Origin of the sequence: Mycobacterium europaeum (assembly GCF_034555895.2) — a bacterium.
GTDB classification, from domain to species: domain Bacteria; phylum Actinomycetota; class Actinomycetes; order Mycobacteriales; family Mycobacteriaceae; genus Mycobacterium; species Mycobacterium europaeum.
Genome location: NZ_CP157315.1, coordinates 300,861 through 318,764 on the forward strand (window position 1 = coordinate 300,861; position 17,904 = coordinate 318,764).

At 69.2% G+C, this 17,904-nt stretch carries 17 protein-coding genes; 9 read left to right on the top strand and 8 right to left on the bottom strand.

All coding sequences use genetic code 11. From position 1 onward, the window contains the following. The first annotated feature begins 200 nt into the window (after nt 1-200). The 3 genes from U8D42_RS01615 to U8D42_RS01625 all read left to right on the top strand — a co-directional run bounded on the left by U8D42_RS01615 (nt 201) and on the right by U8D42_RS01625 (nt 3,508). Nucleotides 201-818 carry a TetR/AcrR family transcriptional regulator gene (locus U8D42_RS01615; protein ID WP_085243347.1) on the top strand — a complete coding sequence of 206 codons (618 nt, stop codon included), beginning with the start codon at nt 201-203 and terminating at the stop codon, nt 816-818. 110 nt (nt 819-928) lie between these two features. Then, on the top strand, nt 929-2,989 hold the full coding sequence (paaZ, locus tag U8D42_RS01620) for a phenylacetic acid degradation bifunctional protein PaaZ (RefSeq protein ID WP_322860899.1): 2,061 nt from the start codon (nt 929-931) through the stop codon (nt 2,987-2,989). Nucleotides 2,990-3,172: 183 nt separating this feature from the next. Beyond that, a complete protein-coding gene (locus U8D42_RS01625) occupies nt 3,173-3,508 on the top strand; it encodes an EthD family reductase (protein ID WP_322860898.1) in 336 nt (111 codons plus the stop codon). Nucleotides 3,509-3,555: 47 nt separating this feature from the next. Here the strand turns inward: U8D42_RS01625 and U8D42_RS01630 are convergent, their stop codons facing one another. Further along, nucleotides 3,556-4,005, bottom strand: a complete 450-nt coding sequence (locus U8D42_RS01630; protein WP_322860897.1) for a VOC family protein — start codon at nt 4,003-4,005, stop codon at nt 3,556-3,558. A gap of 131 nt (nt 4,006-4,136) precedes the next feature. Continuing rightward, nucleotides 4,137-5,258, bottom strand: a complete 1,122-nt coding sequence (locus U8D42_RS01635) for a citrate synthase 2 (RefSeq protein ID WP_322860896.1) — start codon at nt 5,256-5,258, stop codon at nt 4,137-4,139. A 72-nt stretch (nt 5,259-5,330) separates the two neighbouring features. Here U8D42_RS01635 and pdxH point away from each other — a divergent pair, with 72 nt between their 5' ends. The 3 genes from pdxH (at nt 5,331) to U8D42_RS01650 (ending at nt 8,512) form a co-directional block, all read left to right on the top strand. Further along, nucleotides 5,331-5,990, top strand: coding sequence for a pyridoxamine 5'-phosphate oxidase (gene pdxH, locus U8D42_RS01640; RefSeq protein ID WP_322860895.1), 660 nt, complete (start codon nt 5,331-5,333; stop codon nt 5,988-5,990). A 75-nt stretch (nt 5,991-6,065) separates the two neighbouring features. After that, nucleotides 6,066-6,950, top strand: coding sequence for an amidohydrolase family protein (locus U8D42_RS01645; RefSeq protein ID WP_322861014.1), 885 nt, complete (start codon nt 6,066-6,068; stop codon nt 6,948-6,950). Between the two features lie 269 nt (nt 6,951-7,219). Next, on the top strand, nt 7,220-8,512 hold the full coding sequence (locus U8D42_RS01650; RefSeq protein WP_085243259.1) for a citrate synthase: 1,293 nt from the start codon (nt 7,220-7,222) through the stop codon (nt 8,510-8,512). Between the two features lie 16 nt (nt 8,513-8,528). On the opposite strand, the gene U8D42_RS01655 is transcribed toward U8D42_RS01650, so the two are convergent. The 5 genes from U8D42_RS01655 to U8D42_RS01675 all read right to left on the bottom strand — a co-directional run bounded on the left by U8D42_RS01655 (nt 8,529) and on the right by U8D42_RS01675 (nt 13,794). Beyond that, nucleotides 8,529-10,100 (bottom strand): phytoene desaturase family protein, encoded by a 1,572-nt coding sequence (locus tag U8D42_RS01655; protein ID WP_322861013.1) that lies wholly within the window; start codon nt 10,098-10,100, stop codon nt 8,529-8,531. Next, nucleotides 10,097-10,360: a DUF2630 family protein gene (locus U8D42_RS01660; protein WP_085243261.1), complete on the bottom strand. Its 264-nt coding sequence runs from the start codon at nt 10,358-10,360 to the stop codon at nt 10,097-10,099. Before U8D42_RS01660 ends, U8D42_RS01655 begins: the two co-directional genes overlap by 4 nt. A gap of 52 nt (nt 10,361-10,412) precedes the next feature. Further along, the gene (locus U8D42_RS01665; protein WP_322860894.1) at nt 10,413-11,753 is read right to left on the bottom strand and encodes a HAMP domain-containing sensor histidine kinase; all 1,341 of its coding nucleotides are present in this window, start codon (nt 11,751-11,753) and stop codon (nt 10,413-10,415) included. Between the two features lie 15 nt (nt 11,754-11,768). Continuing rightward, entirely contained in the window at nt 11,769-12,479 is a 711-nt protein-coding gene (gene prrA / locus U8D42_RS01670) for a two-component system response regulator PrrA (protein ID WP_090418020.1), read from the bottom strand. Nucleotides 12,480-12,654: 175 nt separating this feature from the next. After that, nucleotides 12,655-13,794 carry an FAD-dependent oxidoreductase gene (locus U8D42_RS01675; RefSeq protein ID WP_322860893.1) on the bottom strand — a complete coding sequence of 380 codons (1,140 nt, stop codon included), beginning with the start codon at nt 13,792-13,794 and terminating at the stop codon, nt 12,655-12,657. A gap of 104 nt (nt 13,795-13,898) precedes the next feature. On the opposite strand from U8D42_RS01675, the gene U8D42_RS01680 reads away from it, so the two are divergent. Continuing rightward, a complete protein-coding gene (locus tag U8D42_RS01680) occupies nt 13,899-14,450 on the top strand; it encodes a TetR/AcrR family transcriptional regulator (protein ID WP_085243264.1) in 552 nt (183 codons plus the stop codon). Between the two features lie 88 nt (nt 14,451-14,538). On the opposite strand, the gene U8D42_RS01685 is transcribed toward U8D42_RS01680, so the two are convergent. Beyond that, the gene (locus U8D42_RS01685; RefSeq protein ID WP_322860892.1) at nt 14,539-16,011 is read right to left on the bottom strand and encodes a carboxyl transferase domain-containing protein; all 1,473 of its coding nucleotides are present in this window, start codon (nt 16,009-16,011) and stop codon (nt 14,539-14,541) included. Between the two features lie 27 nt (nt 16,012-16,038). Here U8D42_RS01685 and U8D42_RS01690 point away from each other — a divergent pair, with 27 nt between their 5' ends. Then, on the top strand, nt 16,039-16,770 hold the full coding sequence (locus U8D42_RS01690) for an enoyl-CoA hydratase (protein WP_085243266.1): 732 nt from the start codon (nt 16,039-16,041) through the stop codon (nt 16,768-16,770). A 5-nt stretch (nt 16,771-16,775) separates the two neighbouring features. Next, nucleotides 16,776-17,888, top strand: coding sequence for an MBL fold metallo-hydrolase (locus U8D42_RS01695; protein ID WP_322860891.1), 1,113 nt, complete (start codon nt 16,776-16,778; stop codon nt 17,886-17,888). Nucleotides 17,889-17,904 lie beyond the last annotated feature (16 nt).

Here is a 17,904-nt window from a genome sequence, read left to right on the forward strand (position 1 = left end):
GCGGGCAGTGGTGACGACGATCGCGCGGTCACGACGCCGTCGGCGCGGAAAACGCCGTCGACCAGATGCACTTCTGCGCCCACTGCGGCATCCTTTCGCGATTTCCGTCAATAACCGACCATTCGGTCTATTATTAATAGCAGACAGCTGAGCGCGAGGGTTATCAGCATGCGGAGACGCGGAATGCCATGATGATCAACATGGCCGCACCGCGATCGCGTTCCACCGGGCATGTCGGTCGGCCGGGCTACGACTTGGACTCATTGCTGGCCATTGCCGTCGGGGTGTTCAACCAGCGCGGTTACGACGGCACGTCGATGGAACACCTGTCGGCCCGGCTGGGCATCAGCAAGTCGTCGATCTATCACCACGTCAGCGGCAAGGAAGAGCTGCTGCGGCTTGCCGTGGATCGGGCCCTGGACGCGCTCTTCGCCGCCACGCAAGCCCCGGACACCACCACCGGACCGGCCATCGAGCGCCTGGAAAACCTCGTCAAACGCAGTATTCATGTGCTGGTCGAGGAGCTTCCCTACGTGACGCTGCTGCTGCGGATCCGCGGCAACACCACCGTGGAGCGACGCGCGTTGGCGCGGCGCCGAGAGTTCGACCACATCGTCGGAAAGCTCGTCGAGAACGCGTGCGACGAGGGCAGCATTCGTCCCGACGTCGATCCGGCCCTGACGAGCCGGCTCATCTTCGGCACCGTCAACTCCCTCATCGAGTGGTACCGGCCAAGCCGTGCCCTGGGCGCCGACGAGCTCGCCGAGGCGGTGGCGACGATGATCTTCGACGGACTGCGCACCGCTGCCACAGACTGACCGTTCGGCCGGTATTACCCGCCCCATGATGTCCGCTTGACGCGTCGATGGCCACACTGGCATGGTGATAACCGAACGAATGGACGGTTGGTTAAGAGGGAGCCCGCTGGATGACCGATGTGCTGAAGAGCTACGTGACGGGAAGCTGGATCGCGCCCGCGGGGGATGACGTCCCGCTGTTCCACGCGGTCACCGGCGAGCAAGTGGCCCGCTTCGCGACGGGATCGCTGGATCTGGCCGCCGTCATCGCCCACGGGCGTGAGGTGGGCGGCCCGGCGTTGCGCGCGTTGACCTTTCATCAGCGTGCCAACGCTTTAAAAGCGCTGGGCAAGCTGCTCATGAGCCGCAAGGAAGAGTTCTATCCGCTGTCGGCGGCCACGGGCGCGACCGTGCGCGACTCGGCGATCGACGTCGACGGGGGAATCGGCACGCTGTTCAGCTACGCGAGCAAGGGCACGCGCGAACTTCCGAACGACACCGTCTACCTCGACGGCCCCGCTGAAAAGCTCGGCCGCACCGGCGCATTCGTCGGACAGCACATCTACACCTCACGCGGCGGCGTCGCTGTCCAGATCAATGCGTTCAACTTCCCGGTATGGGGGATGCTGGAAAAGCTGGCCCCGGCGTTTATCGCCGGCGTGCCCTCGATCGTCAAGCCGGCACATCAAACCGCCTACCTGACCGAGTTGGTGTTCCGCGCCATCATCGACTCCGGGTTACTTCCCGAAGGGTCCGTGCAGCTGCTGTGCGCCAGCCCGCACCAGTTGCTGGACCACCTCGACAGCCAGGACAGTGTGCTGTTCACCGGGTCCGCATCGACCGCCGCCAAGCTCCGCAGCCATCCCGCTGTGGTCGAGGGTGGCGTGCGCTTCAACGGCGAGGCCGATTCCCTGAACTGCTCGATCCTGGGTCACGATGCCACTGCGGACACACCCGAGTTCGACTTGTACGTCAAGCAACTCGTGGCGGAGATGACCACGAAGGCGGGGCAGAAGTGCACGGCCATCCGGCGCGCCCTGGTGCCCAACGAGCTTCTCGACGAAGTGATCGACGCGACGAGTGCGCGACTGGCGCAAATCGTTGTCGGTGACCCGGCGCTCGAGGGCGTGCGGATGGGCCCGTTGGCCAGCATCGATCAGCGCGACGAGGTACTGCGGTCGCTAAAGAGCCTTCACGACGCCGCTGCCCTCGTCTTCGGTGACCCGGATTCGTTCACCGTCGAGGGCGCCGACGCCGCCCGTGGCGCCTTCCTGCCGCCATTGCTACTGCGGGCGGCCGACCCCACGGCGGCTGCCGTGCATGAGGTAGAGGCTTTCGGCCCGGTCAGCACTGTCATCGGCTACCGCGACTTGGATGATGCCATTGCGCTCGCAGCGCGCGGAAAGGGAAGTCTCGTAGGGTCATTGGTGACCCACGATGCCGCACTGGCGCGACGGGTGACGATCGGCATCGCCCGATATCACGGCCGCATCCTGGTGTTGGACCGCGACGACGCCAAGGAGTCGACCGGCCACGGATCGCCGCTGCCCACGCTGGTGCACGGTGGGCCCGGCCGTGCCGGTGGCGGGGAGGAATTGGGGGGCATCCGCGGCGTCTTGCACTTCATGCAACGCAGCGCGATCCAGGCCAGTCCCGACATGATGACAGCGATCACCGGTCGTTGGACCGCCGGTTCCGCACGTACCACCACGGATGTGCACCCCTTCCGCAAGCACCTCGAGGAGCTGCACATCGGCGACACGATCGTCGGCGGCCCGCGGGTCGTCAGCCTCGAAGACATCGGCCACTTCGCCGAGTTCACCGGCGATACCTTCTACGCTCACACCGATGCATCGGCAGCAGCAAACAACCCGTTGTTTGGCGGGATCGTGGCGCACGGCTATCTCGTCGTGTCGCTGGCAGCCGGCTTGTTCGTCGAACCCAGCCCAGGGCCGGTCCTGGCCAACTTTGGCGTGGACGGGCTGCGATTCCTCACCCCGGTCAAGGCTGGAGACGCTCTAACCGTCACCCTGACCGCAAAGCAGCTAACACCGCGGCTTTCGGCCGACTACGGCGAAGTCCGCTGGGATGCCGTGGTGACCAATCAGGTTGGTGACCAGGTGGCTACTTATGACGTGTTGACGCTGGTCGCAAAACTGAAAGAGGAACGCAACCAACCGGGGCGTCAATGACACTGTCAAGCGATGCGGCCAGCCCCTCCCCAGCTCCTGACCTTGAAGCCCCGAGGCGTCACCGCGGTGGTCGCAGTCGTAGCGAAGTCGCCAGACCGGCTTGCGTTCCATTTCAAGTCGCCGTGATCCGGGTTCTTCGTCGCCCGGTGCTATCCGATCCGTTCTAACTCTGAGGAGCAAAATATGTTTCGAGTCTCAGTCTGCTACGGCGAGCCCACCGATCCCGGAGCATTCGAGAAGTACTACAGCAGCACGCATGTTCCGTTGACGTTGAAGATCCCCGGTTTAGCCGGTTTCACCACCGGCAAGTGTCGGTCGCTCATGCCTGACCGCGAGGCCCCGTACTACATGGTGGCCAGCCTGATGTTCGGCTCCCTCGAAGACCTCATAGGGGCGCTGAAATCACCCGAGATGGCCGCCGCCAGCGCTGATGTGGCAAACTTCGCCACCGGCGGGGTCTCGTTATACAGCACGGAAGAGGTCGACCGGCTGATCCAGACCGCTAACGCGTCTTCCTAGACCTGATCCACGGCCTATGGGCCGAGCTGCGCGGCCGATAGCCGGGGCTACCGCCCCGCCATCGCGGCCTGGATCTCGTCGTAGCCGACCTCGCGGACCGGCTGCCCCATCGACCAGTGGTGGCCGAACGGGTCGGCGACCACGCCGTAGCGATCGCCCCAGAACTGGTCGTCCAACGGCATCACCACGGTGGCGCCCGCGTCCAGGGCGCGCTGGAACTTGGCGTCGACGTCGCCGACGGTCAGGTGGATCGTCACCGGGGTGCCGCCCAGTGACGTGGGCGTCATCGACCTGCCGCTACACATCTCCGGGAAGTCGTCGTTGAGCATGACCAGAAAGCCGTTGATGCGCAGCGCGGCGTGGACGAGCTTTCCGTCGGGGCGAGGCACCCGCCCAATCTCCTCGGCGCCGAAAGCCTTGACATAGAAGTCGATCGCGGCGGCGGCGTCGTCCACCACCAGGTGCGGGGCCAGTGCCGGTTCGAAGTTGATCGCCATCGTGGTTCTCCTTGTTGTCGGTGTCCCAGACCCGCCCGGGCGGGCGGGTTCGCGAGTTATGACTTCGCCCGCGACACAAATTCATCGCGGCGATTTCATTCAATCGCGGGGCACCGACAACTGAGCCCGCCTCAGGCGTGGGTGAGGCTGCGGTCCCAACCTTCGACGGACTCCGGGCTGCGCGGGCCCGGTCCCACGTAGATGGCCGACGGGCGCACCAGCTTGCCCAGCCGCTTCTGCTCGAGGATGTGCGCGCACCAGCCGGCGGTGCGCCCGCAGGTGAACATCGCCGGCATCATGTTGGCCGGCACCTGGGCGAAGTCCAGGATCACCGCAGCCCAGAACTCGACGTTGGTCTCGATGGCCCGGTCCGGGCGACGCTCGCGCAGTTCGGCCAGCGCGGCCTGCTCCAGCGCCACCGCGACCTCGTGGCGCGGCGCGCCCAACCGCTCGGCGGTGGCGCGCAGCACCCGCGCCCGCGGGTCCTCGGCGCGGTAGACCCGGTGCCCGAAGCCCATCAGCTTGTCGCCGCTGTCGAGGATCTTCTTGACCAGGCCACGGGCGTCGCCGGTGCGCTCGACCTCTTCGATCATCGGCAGGACCCGCGCGGGCGCCCCGCCGTGCAGCGGCCCGCTCATCGCGCCGATCGCGCCGGACAGCGCGGCGGCGACGTCGGCGCCGGTCGAGGCGATCACCCGTGCGGTGAACGTCGACGCGTTCATGCCGTGCTCGGCGGCCGAGACCCAGTAGGCGTCAATCGCTTCGACGTGCCTCGGGTCCGGCTCACCCTGCCATCGGGTCATGAAACGGGCTGTGACGGTTGAGCATTCGTCGATCACGCGCTGCGGGACGGCGGGCTGGTAGATGCCGCGGGCGGACTGCGCCACGTAGGACAGCGCCATCACCGAGGCTCGGGCCAGCTGGTCGCGGGCTGTGTCGTCGTCGGTGTCGAGCAGCGGCCGGTACCCCCATATCGGCGCCAGCATCGCCAGGCCCGCCTGCACGTCCACGCGCACGTCGCCGGTGTGGATGGGTAGCGGGAACGGCTCGGCCGGCGGCAAACCGCGGCCGAACTTGCCGTCGACCAGCAGGGCCCACACGTCACCGAAGGTGACCTGTTGGTTCACCAGATCCTGGATGTCGACGCCGCGGTAGCGCAGCGCGCCGCCGTCTTTATCCGGTTCGGCGATCTCGGTGGTGAAGGCGACGACGCCTTCGAGGCCGGGGACAAAGTTCTCGGGGACCACACTCATACCGGAAATTCTCGCACCCCACCTTCGGGCGGACGCTACCGGCCGGTAGCAAGCGCCGGTAGCGTTGGCGCGATGGCAGTACCAGACTCCGAACACCTGCAGCGCATGCGCGTGGAATACGGGTCGGCGGAAAAGGACGGCAGTCCCGATCTCGACACCGATTGGCTCGACGACGGTTGGGTTGCCTTGCTGCGCAAGTGGATCGGTGACGCCGAGCGGTCCGGCGTCGCCGAGCCCAACGCCATGGTGCTGGCCACCGTCGCCGACGGCAGGCCGGCCAGCCGGACGGTCTTGTGCAAGAGCGTGGACGAGTCCGGGATCACATTTTTCACCAACTATGACTCGGCCAAGGGCGCCGACCTGGCGGCGACGCCGTACGCGTCGGTGACGTTTCCCTGGTATCAGCTGGGCAGGCAGGTCCACCTCCGGGGCCCGGTGAGCAAGGTCACCCCGGAGGTCACCGAGGACTACTGGTCCAAGCGCCCGCGCGGCTCTCAGCTGGGCGCGTGGGCGTCGCACCAGTCCCGTCCGATCGCGTCGCGTCTGGCGTTGCTCGACCAACTGGCGGAGGCGACCGCACGCTTCGCCGACCGCGAGCAGGTCCCGGTGCCACCGGGCTGGGGCGGCTATCTGCTCGTTCCGGAGTCGGTCGAATTCTGGCAGGGGCGGGAGAACCGGTTGCATAACCGGATCCGGGTCACCGGCGCCCGGGTCGAGCGGCTCCAGCCCTGACGGCGGGCCGGCGTGCGCGTCGTCCCGGCCGGTGTCGCCGCCGATGTGGCTGCCATCCTGGCTGACGTGGACGAGATGGAAGCGGTGCGCCGCATCTGGCGCTCGCTCGGGCTGCCGGGCATCGTCGACGTGCACACCCATTTCATGCCCAAGTCCGTGATGGACAAGGTGTGGCGCTATTTCGACGACGCCGGCCCGTTGGTCGGCCGCCGCTGGCCGATCGCCTACCGCACCGACGAGGAGCAGCGGGTGCGCACACTCCGCGGATTCGGGGTGCGGGCGTTCACCTCACTGGTCTACCCCCACAAGCCGCAGATGGCGGCCTGGCTCAACGAGTGGGCGGCGTCCTTCGCCGCGGCGACGCCGGACTGCCTGCACACGGCGACGCTCTACCCCGAGCCCGGCGTCGAGGCCTACGTCCGTCGGGCCGTCGAGTCCGGCGCGCGGGTGTTCAAGGTGCACGTCCAGGTCGGCCGGTTCAGCCCCACCGATCCGCTGCTCGACCGGGCATGGGGCGTCATCGAGGACGCCGCCGCCCCCGTCGTCATCCACTGCGGCTCGGGTCCGGTCCCCGGCGAACACACCGGCGCCGGCCCCGTCGCGGAGCTGCTGACGCGCCATCCCCGCCTGCGCCTGATCGTCGCGCACATGGGCATGCCCGAGTACACCGACTTCCTGGACCTCGCCGACCGGTACCACGAGATCCGGCTCGACACCACGATGGCGTTCACCCCGTTCATGGAGGAGGCGATGCCGTTCCCGCGCACGGAATACCGGCGGCTGCGCGACCACGGCGACCGCATCCTGTTCGGCAGCGACTTCCCGAACATCCCGCACGGCTTCGTCGACGCGATGCAGGTGCTGACCCGGCTGCCGGGGGTCGACGACGACTGGCTGCGGAAGGTCTTTCACGACAACGCCGCTCGGCTGTTCGGGTTGGCCGCACCGATGGCCGGGTGAAGCCCGCGCGCGGCCGTTCGGATCGTCTCCCGGGTGCGCGGGAGGCGGCCGGGGGTGCCCGCGCGGCGGCGGGGGCGACTCGGCCTTCAGGTCGATATCGCGTCGGTGAAGTCGTGAGCGGCCACGACCGCCACCGCGTCGCCCGATGGATACGCTGGCAGCCTCCGCAAGGCCGACCCCGGGCAGGCACGCGAACGCGACAACGACTACCTTCACCTATAAGCAGCTAGTCAGGGCAGCCATACCAGCCAGAGCGCAAAGGGGTTCTCGTGGCCGACACCGACGACACCGCAACTCTGAAGTACCCGGGGGGCGAGATCGACCTAGAGATCGTCCGCGCCACCGAGGGTGCTGACGGGATTGCTCTCGGTTCCCTGTTGTCCAAAACGGGGCACACCACCTTCGACAACGGCTTTGTCAACACCGCCGCCTGCAAGAGCGCCATCACCTACATCGACGGCGACGCCGGAATTCTGCGTTACCGCGGCTACCCGATCGAGCAGCTCGCCGAGAAGTCGACCTTCATCGAGGTGAGCTACCTGCTGATCTACGGTGAGCTGCCGGACTCCGACCAGCTCGCGGAGTTCACCAAGCGCATCCAGCTGCACACCATGCTGCACGAGGACCTGAAGCGGTTCTTCGACGGCTTCCCGCGCAATGCGCACCCCATGCCGGTGCTGTCCAGCGTGGTGAACGCGTTGAGCGCCTACTACCCCGACGCGCTCGACCCGATGGACAACAACCAGGTCGAGCTGTCGACCATCCGCCTGCTCGCGAAGCTGCCCACCATCGCCGCGTACGCGTACAAGAAGTCGGTCGGGCAGCCGTTCCTCTACCCGGACAACTCGATGTCGTTGGTGGAGAACTTCCTCCGGATGACGTTCGGGCTGCCCGCCGAGCCCTACCAGGCCGACCCCGAGGTGGTGCGGGCGCTGGACATGCTGCTCATCCTGCACGCCGACCACGAGCAGAACTGTTCGACGTCGACGGTCCGGCTGGTCGGGTCGTCGCGGGCCAACCTGTTCACCTCGATCTCCGGCGGCATCAACGCGTTGTGGGGACCGCTGCACGGCGGCGCCAACCAGGCGGTGCTCGAGATGCTCGAGCAGATCCGCGAAAGTGGCGACGACGTCAGCGAGTTCGTCCGCAAGGTGAAGAACCGCGAAGAGGGCGTCAAGCTGATGGGCTTCGGCCACCGGGTCTACAAGAACTACGACCCGCGCGCCCGCATCGTCAAGGAGCAGGCCGACAAGATCCTGGCCAAGCTCGGCGGCGACCCGCTGCTCGACATCGCCAAGGAGCTCGAAGAGGCGGCGCTGACCGACGACTACTTCATCGAGCGCAAGCTGTACCCCAACGTCGACTTCTACACCGGCCTGATCTACCGGGCCCTCGGCTTCCCGGTGCGGATGTTCACCGTGCTGTTCGCCTTGGGCCGGCTGCCCGGCTGGATCGCGCACTGGCGCGAGATGCACGACGAGGGTGACAGCAAGATCGGCCGTCCGCGCCAGATCTACACCGGCTACACCGAGCGCGACTACACGACCATCGACGCGCGCTAGCCACGCCGGAGTCGAGTCACAGCGAGGCCAGCACCGCCATGGCGGCGTTGTGCCCGCCGATCCCCGACACCGCGCCGCCGCGGCGGGCGCCCGAGCCGCACAGCATGATCCGCTCGTGCGCCGTTGCGACTCCCCATTGCCGCGCCGGGGTGTCCAGCGGGTCGTCGTCCTCGGCGAAGGGCCATGACAAGCCGCCGTGGAAGATGTTGCCCGCCGTCATCCCCAGCATGCGGTGCAGGTCCAGCGTGGTCGTCGTCTCGATGCACGGACGACCGTGGGTGTCGCTCAGCAACACGTCCTGAATCGGTTCGGCCAGAACGGAATCGAGCGATGCCAGCACCGAGTCGGCCAGCCGGTCACGCAGGGCGCCGGAGTAGGTGCCGTCGAACAGCGAGTGGGGGGTGTGCAGGCCGAACACGGTCATCGTGTGCGCACCCGCGTCGCGTAGCCCGGCCGGCAGGATGCTGGGGTCGGTCAGGGAATGGCAGTACGCCTCGCACGGCAGGGGATCGGGCACCTCACCGACGGCTGCCCGCGCATACGCCGTATCCAGTTGCGTCCACGCCTCGTTGACGTGGAACGTCCCGGCGAAGGCCTGTTCGGGGGTGACGCTGTCGTCGCGCAATCGGGGTAGCCGCCGCAGCACCATGTTCACCTTGACCTGTGCGCCCTGGGCGGGCGGCGGGGGCCGTTCGCCGAGCAGCCCGGCCAGCACCGCCGGTGTGACACCCGCGAGGACGAAGCGGGCCCGGATCAGGCGCTCCGTCTCGCCGGCGCGGTAGCGCACCAGCCCGTCCGGTTCGATGGCGTAAACCTCTGCACCCGTGCTGATTTCGGCACCGTGGCGGACGGCGGCGGCCGCCAGGGCCTGAGTCAGCGCGCCCATTCCGCCGACGGGCACGTCCCAGTCCCCGGTCCCGCCGCCGAGTACGTGATACAGGAAGCAGACATTCTGGATCAGCGACGGGTCGCCGAGGCGAGCGAACGTTCCGATCAGTGCGTCGGTCGCGATCACGCCGCGGACCACGTCGTTGCCGACGGCGGCGGTGATGGCGTCTCCGATCGGCTCGTCGATCAAGGCCTGCCACGCGTCCGCCGCTTGGTGCCCGCCGCTGTCCACGACGTGCCGGCGCGCCTGTTCGCGGGTGCGCAGCGGTTCCAGCAGCGTCGGCCACAGCGGCCGGGTCACCAGCCGGCAGCGTCGGTAGAAGGCGGCGAACCCCTGCGCATCGGGGCCGGCGCCGATCGCGGGGAACGTGTCGCCGCCCGCCCCGATCAGCAGCCCGCGGCGGCCGTCGGTGCCGGGGTCGGGCGTGTACGAGGAATACCGCCGCCGGGCCAGTCGCACGGCGGCTCCGAGGTCGTCGACGATGCGGGGCGGCAACAGGCTGACCAGGTAGGAGTACCGCGATAGCCGAACCCCGACGCCGTCGAAGGCCTGAGCCGAGACGGCCGCTCCGCCAACGTGTCCCAGCCGCTCGAGCAACCGCACCCGCAGGCCCGCCCGAGCCAGATAAGCCGCCGCCACCAGGCCGTTGTGACCGCCCCCGACAACGACGACGTCGACATCCCCCGGGTGTGGGCTCAGCTCAGGTAGCCCTCGACCTCGTCGGGCGGGCGCACCTCGGCCTCGCGCGGGTCGCCGCCGGTGTCACGCAGCGCCCGCCGTTGCCGCAGCAGGTCCCAGCACTGGTCGAGCTCGACCTCCACCCGCCGCAGGCGATCGTGCTCCTCCGATTCGGTGATGTCGCCTTGCTGCAGCTGCGCCCGCAGGGTTTTTTCCTCGGCGACCAGGTTTCGGATGTGTGCCAGGGTTTCGCTGTCGGTCGGTTTCTTGCCGTTGCCCATCGCTCCAGTGTGCCCGACCCGTCGGGGGCCGACCCGGTGGCCGGCGGATGCGTTAACTGGGGCCCGGCAGCCGCAGCACCAGCCGCGCGCCGCCCAGCGGGCTGCTTTCCAGTGCAGCGGTCCCGCGATGCAGGTGGGCCTGCTGGGCCACCAGCGCCAGCCCCAGCCCGGAGCCCGAATGCGAGGCGGTCGATCCGCGAGAGAACCGCTCGAACACCACGTCGCGTTCGCCCTCGGGCACCCCGGTGCCGTTGTCGTCGATGGCGATTTCCACCCCGGCGCGCGAGCTGACCGCCGAGAGCTGCACGCGGGTCGCGCCGCCGTGTTTGACGGCGTTGGCGATCGCGTTGTCGACCGCCAGGCGCAGGCCGGCCGGCAGGCCGACGATGATGCACGTCGGTGACGGCACCAGCGACACGTCGAGATCGGGGTAGATGCGCATCGCGTCGTGGGCGGCGCGGTCCAACAGCTCGGTGATGTCGACCGGCACGTGGTCGTCGGACGTCGACAGTTCGCCCTGGGCCAGCCGCTCGAGGGCGCTCAGGGTGGCCTCGATCCGCGACTGGGTGCGGATGACGTCGCTGAGCACCTCTTTGCGTTGGTCGTCGGACATGTCCAGGGTGGCCAGCACCTCGAGGTTGGTGCGCATCGCGGTCAGGGGAGTGCGCAGCTCGTGCGACGAGACGGCGGCGAAGTCGCGGGCCGATTCGAGCGCCTCCTTGGTCCGGTTCTGCTCGTTCCAGATGCGCTGCAGCATGCCCCGCATGGCTTCGGCGATCTCGACGGCCTCGGTGGCGCCGTGCACCTCCACCCGCGGCGCCTCGTCGCCGGCGTCGATCGACCGGGTCTGCTGCGCGAGCTGTTTGAAGGGCCGCACCGCGAACGCGGCCAGCAGCCAGGCGAACACCGCCGCCGCGCCAATGGCGAAGCCACAGATCAGCAACACCCGCCGGTGCAGGTTGTTGGTCTCGGCGACGGTCGCGTCATAGGTCGCGCCGACGGCCAGCGACGTGGGCTCCGGCGCGGGAATCTCCACCGTCCGCACCCGGTAGCGCACGCCTTTGACGTAGGCGTCGGCGTAGTCGACGCCCAGCTTGGGCAGCGTGACGCCCGAGTTCGACTTCACCACGTTGCCGCGGCGGACCGTCATGATGGCGTCGTTGTCGTTCGGGGAGCGGGGGATTTCGTCGAGACCGCTGGGCAGGAAGGGGATCGCGAAGCCCGCGGCCTCGTCGAGGCGGCGGTCCAGCCGCTCCTTGCGGTCGTTGGTGATGCCCACCCAGACGACGACGCCGACGATGAGGACGGGAATCGCCGCCCCGATGACTGTCGCGACCACCACCCTGGCGCGCAGCGAGGGCGTACGGGTGAGGATTCGGGACAGAAAGTTCATCGCCGCTCTACCTGGTTACTGCATGCGCAGCACGAACCCAACTCCGCGGACGGTGTGCAGCAGCCGGGGACCGCCATTGGCCTCCAGCTTGCGGCGCAGGTATCCGATGAACACGTCGACCACGTTGGTGTCGGCGGCGAAGTCGTACCCCCAGACCAGCTCCAAGAGTTGCGCCCGGGACAGCACCGCGGTCTTGTGCTCGGCCAGCACCGCCAGCAGGTCGAACTCGCGCTTGGTCAGGTCGACGTCGACGCCGTTGACCCGGGCCCGGCGACCGGGGATGTCGACCTCCAGCGGGCCCACCGTGATGGTTTCCGACGAGGAGGTTGCCGTTGCGCCGCGGCGACGCAGCAGCGCCTTCACCCGCGCGACGAGTTCGGCCAGGACGAACGGTTTGACCAGGTAGTCGTCCGCGCCCGCCTCGAGCCCCGCCACCCGGTCGTCGACCGAGCTGCGGGCCGACAGCACGCAGACCGGGACGTCGTTGTCCATCGCCCGCAGCGCCGTGACGACGCTGACGCCGTCCAGCACGGGCATGTTGATGTCCAGCACGATCGCGTCCGGGCGGGTCTCGGTGGCGCTGCGCAGGGCTTCGGCGCCGTCGACCGCGGTCGACACCTCGAATCCGGACAGCCGCAGGCCGCGTTCCAGCGAGGCGAGCACGTCGGAGTCGTCGTCGACGACCAAGACGCGGGGTGAGGTCCCAGCAGTGTCCATGCCGCCCATTTTGCCTGATCGCCGAACGCGGCGTCGCCATGGCCGGGCCGCCGCTGCCCAAAAGGTTACGTTTTCGACGCTGCGCCGCAACTGGCCGTTGATGTCTGCGTATCGGTGCCGAAACCGGTTGTGGCGAAGCCTGTTTCGCTTCCCGCGCCGCTTGTGGTCGACGGGAGGGCGTCGATCACTCCGTGGCGAGCCCGCTCAACCGCACCGCCAGCTGTCGCCGCACCGCGGGAATCTCCGCGGCCAGGCGCATTCCGGCGTTGCGCAGGGGGCGCAGCGGGCGCGGCAGCGTCGCGACGCGGGTCAGCCGTCCGGTCAGTTTCAGCACCCGCTCGGCGCGTAGGCGCTGCGCGGCGCTGTAGGCGTCCAGCGCGGCGTCCGGGCCACCCCGCAGGACCTCGGTGAGCGCGCCGGCCAGGGCCACCGCGTCGGTGATCCCGAGGTTCATGCCCTGGCCCCCGGCCGGGCTGTGCACGTGGGCCGCGTCGCCGGCCAGCAACAACCGGCCGGCCCGGTAGCGGTCGGCGACGCGGTGCTGAATGTGGAACCGCGACCCCCAGACCAGGTCGGTCACGACCGTTCGCCCCGGCCCGAAGCCACGGGTGTCCAGCAGTGCCTGCACAAACCGCGCCGACGGCAGCTGCGGTGCCGCGGTGGTCGGCGCGACGACGCGGAAGATGTCGCCGGGCAGCGGCGCCAGGACGGTCAGGCCGTCTTTGGCGTAGAACAGGATCACCTCGTCGCTGGGCGCTTCGCCGGTCACGCGCACGTCGGCGAGCGTGAACGACTCGGCGAATTCCCCTCCGGCGAAGCCGATTCCGGCTTCCGTGCGGACGGTGCTGTGCATGCCGTCCGCCCCTACGGCGTAGCCGGCCCTGATGGTGTCGCCGTCGTCGAACGTCGCGGTCACCCCGGTGCCGTCCTGGGAAATGCGGCTCAGCGCCTTGGGCCGGACGACGTCGCCGCCCAGTTCGCGCAGCCGCTCGAGCAGCAGCCGCTCGGTGTCGGCCTGCGAGAGCATCAGGGTGTACGGGTGTTCCGTCGGGAGCGTGCTGAAGTCGACGGGGAACAGCACACGCCGGCCCTGCCGCATGGTGAACCGCGGCGCGATCAGCCCGGCCTTGACCATTCGGCGGGTCACGTCGAGCTCGTCGAGCACCTCGAGGGTGCGGGCGTTGACGGCGGCGGCACGGGAGGTGTTGGCGCCCGCCGCCAATTTGTCGACCACCACCACGCGAATCCCGCGGGCTTGGAGCGCGGCGGCGAGCGTGAGGCCGGTAGGGCCTGCGCCGACCACCAGGACGTCGGTGTCTTTCATGGCGGGCTCCTCTCCTTGAGCTGTTAGTCAACGCTTGTTGGCATAACCCCATGGTCGCGCGCGTTCCGCTCTATGTCAACAGTTGTTGGCCTACAATCGTTGGCATGAGGAGATCGTCGGACGAAACCAAGGCGGTGATCCTGGCGGCGGCCCGCGAGCGGTTCGGCGCGGTGGGCTTCCAGGGCGCGACGATTCGGGCCATCGCCGCCGACGCGGGGATCGATCCCGCGATGGTCATGCGGTATTACGGCAGCAAGGACAAGCTGTTCGCCGCGGCGGCCGAGTTCGACCTGCGGTTCCCCGACCTCGCCGCGGCCGACCCGACCCAGGTCGGGCGGTCGCTGGTCCGGCATTTCCTCGAACGCTGGGAGGGCGACGAGGCGCTGGTGATCCTGCTGCGGTCCAGCGCCACAAATGGCGAAGCGGCGCAACGGATGCATGAGATCTTCGGAAAGCAGATCCGGCCGCTGGTGTCCTCCTTCGCGCCGCCGGAGCAGGTCGGCGTGCGGGCCGGGCTCATCGCCACCCAGATTCTCGGGATGGCCTTGTGCCGCTTCGTGCTACGGCTTCCCCCGGTCGTGGAGATGACCCGCGACGAGATCGTCGAGTGGCTGGGCCCGACCATTCAGCGCTATCTCGGCCTGCCAGAGGGGTGACTCACCGGGCATAAACGACGGTGACGTTTTGCGGCGTGTCGTGTGCGTGGTTGATGTGGCGCGGGCGCGGGCGGCGCCGTCGGACGCGTCAGGGCACTCCGATGCGGCGGTAGCGCTGCAACCGGCTGGCCAGCCGCTCGGGGGCGGGTTGTGCGCGCAGGGCGTGCACCTCGGCGGCGATGGCGCGCGCGAGTCGCCGGCAGAACTCGACGGGCTCGTCGGCCGCGTCGGGATGTTCGGGGACAACGACGTCCGCGATGCCGGACGCCAACAGGTCTGCCGACCGGATGCCTTGCGCGGCAGCGAGTTCGGCGGCGTGCGCGGTGTCGCGGAAGACGATCGCGCTGGCACCTTCCGGCGGGAGCGGCGCCAGCCACCCGTGCAACGCGCACAACACCCGATCGGCGGGGACCATCGCCAGCGCCGGCCCGCCGCTGCCCTGCCCGAGCAGCACCGAGACCGTCGGGGTGTCCAGGGTCACCAGCTCGGCCAGGCACTGGGCGATCTGGCCGGCCAGCCCGCCCTGTTCGGCCTCGGCCGACAGCGCGGGCCCGGCGGTGTCGATCACCAGCACCAGCGGCAGGCGCAGTTCCGCGGCCAGCGCCATGCCCCGCCGGGCCTCGCGCAGTGACGCGGGGCCCACCATTCCGCCCGCCACCCGCTGCTGACCGAGCACCACCGCCGGCTGTCCGGCGAAGCGGGCCAGCGCCAGCAGGGTGGTCGCCGCGTCGCCCTGGCCGGTGCCCGACAACAGCACCCGGTCGGTGGCGCCGTGGCGCAGCAGCAGGCCGACACCGGGGCGGTCGGGACGCCGCGACGCCACCACCGAGTCCCACGCCGGCACGTCGGGTACCGGTTCGGGCGGCTGCGCCGCCGGCAGGGCCCCGGGCGGGTCGGCGATGACCGTCAGCGCGCGGTCCAGCATCCGGCGCAGCCGGTCCAGCGGTACCACGTCGTCGATCACGCCGTGGCGATGCAAGTTCTCGGCCGTCTGGACGCCCGCGGGGAAGGGCTCGCCATAGAGCAGCTGGTACACGCGCGGCCCGAGGAAGCCGATCAGTGCGCCCGGCTCGGCGGCCGTGATGTGGCCCAGCGATCCCCACGACGCGAACACCCCGCCGGTGGTCGGGTGGCGCAGGTAGACCAGGTAGGGCAGGTGCGCCTGCTTGTGCAGCCGGACGGCGGCGGCGATCTTCACCATCTGCAGGAAGGCGACCGTGCCCTCCTGCATGCGGGTGCCGCCGGAGCTGGGCGAGGCCAGCAGTGGCAGGCGCTCGGCGGTGGCCCGCTGCATCGCGGCGGTGATCCGCTCGGCCGCCGCCACCCCGATGGAGCCGCCGAGGAAGCCGAATTCGCAGACCACCACCGCCACCCGGCGGCCGAAGATGCGGCCCTCGCCGGTCAGCACCGATTCGTCCAGGCCGCTGGCGGTCCGCGCGTCGGCCAGCTCTCGCGCATACTCCGCGCTGACCTGCACGGCGAGCGGCTCGCCGTCCCAGCGGATGAAGGAACCCTCGTCGAGCACCGCGTCGCGCAGCTGAGCAGCCGTGATACGACTCACGACACGAGGCTATATAGGGTGGCTGCCATGATCGGTGTTACCCAGGACGAAGCCGTGCTGACCATCGAGCTGCAGCGTCCCGAGCGCCGCAATGCCCTCAATTCGCAGCTCGTCGAGGAGCTGCGGGAAGCCTTCCAGAAGGCGAGCGACGGCTCCGTCCGGGCCATCGTGCTGACCGGGCAGGGCACGGTGTTCTGCGCCGGCGCGGACCTCAGCGGCGACGCGTTCGCCGCCGACTATCCCGACCGGCTCATCGAGTTGCACAAGTTGATGGACGCCACGCTGATCCCGCTGATCGGCGCGATCAACGGTCCGGCCATCGGCGCGGGTCTGCAGCTGGCCATGCGATGCGACCTGAGGGTCGTGGCCCCGGAGGCGTTCTTTCAGTTCCCGACGTCGAAATATGGCCTGGCACTGGACAACTGGAGCATCCGGCGGCTGTCCTCGCTGGTGGGTCACGGCCGGGCCAGCGCGATGCTGCTGACCGCCGAGAAGCTGACCGCCGACGCGGCGCTGCAGACCGGAATGGCCAACCGCATCGGGGCGCTCGCCGACGCCCAGGCCTGGGGCGCCGAGATCGCCGGCCTGGCGCCGCTGGCCATTCAGCACGCCAAACGGGTGCTCAACGACGACGGTGCCATGGAGGACTCGTTGCCGGAGCACAAGGAGCTCTTCGACAAAGCCTGGCAAAGTCAGGACGTCATCGAAGCGCAGGTCGCCCGCATCGAGAAGCGACCGCCGAAGTTCCAGGGGGTCTGAGGGCCATGCTGCGGGGGGCGCTGCGGCTGGCCGCCGGTACGGCGTCGCTGGCGGCCGGCAGCTGGTTGGTGCGGGCGCTGCACGGCGCTCCGGCGGCACTCGGCGCCCACCCCACCGCCATCAGGGCGGTGGCGCAGGGCTCGCCCAACTACCGCGACGGCGTCTTCGTCAACGTCGACCCCGCCTCCGCGCTGACGATGGATCGCGAGGAGTTGCGGCTGGTCGCGTGGGAGCTGATCGGCAACCGGGGCGTGAGCCGGCCCCCGGCACCGATCCCGTTGGCCGCGCCGGCCCTCTTCGAGGGTGATCCCCGCCGGCTCGCCGTCAGCTGGTTCGGCCATTCGACGGCGCTGCTCGAGATCGACGGCTACCGGGTGCTCACCGACCCGGTGTGGAGCAATCGCTGCTCACCGTCGGACCTCGTCGGGCCGCAGCGGCTGCACCCGCCGCCGGTGCAACTGGAAGGGCTGCCGGCCGTCGACGCGGTGGTGATCAGCCACGACCACTACGACCACCTCGACATCGACACGGTGATGGCGTTGACGCGCACGCAGCGCGCGCCGTTCTTCGTGCCGCTCGGCGTCGGCGCCCACCTGCGCGGCTGGGGGATACCCGAGCATCGCGTCGTCGAGCTCGACTGGCATCAGAGCGCCCGGGTCGACGAGCTCACCGTGACTTGTGTTCCGGCGCGCCACTTTTCGGGTCGCTTCCTGGATCGCAATACGACGCTGTGGGCGTCGTGGGCGTTCGCCGGCCCCAACCACCGCGCGTATTTCGGCGGCGACACCGGCTACACCAAGAGCTTCGCCCAGATCGGCGCCGACCTCGGGCCGTTCGACGTGACCCTGCTGCCCATCGGCGCTTACAACACCGCATGGCCGGACGTCCACATGAACCCGGAGGAGGCGGTCCGGGCGCACCGGGATCTCACCGAAAAAGGGCTGCTGGTGCCGATCCATTGGGGCACCTTCCGGCTGGCCCCCCACCCGTGGGCCGAGCCGGTCGAACGCCTGCTGGCCGCGGCGGCACCCGAACAGGTCGACGTCGCGGTTCCCGCCCCGGGGCAACGCATCGATCCCGCGGCCCCCGGGAGATTCAACGCGTGGTGGCGCCTCTGAATCCGGCGCCTGAGCG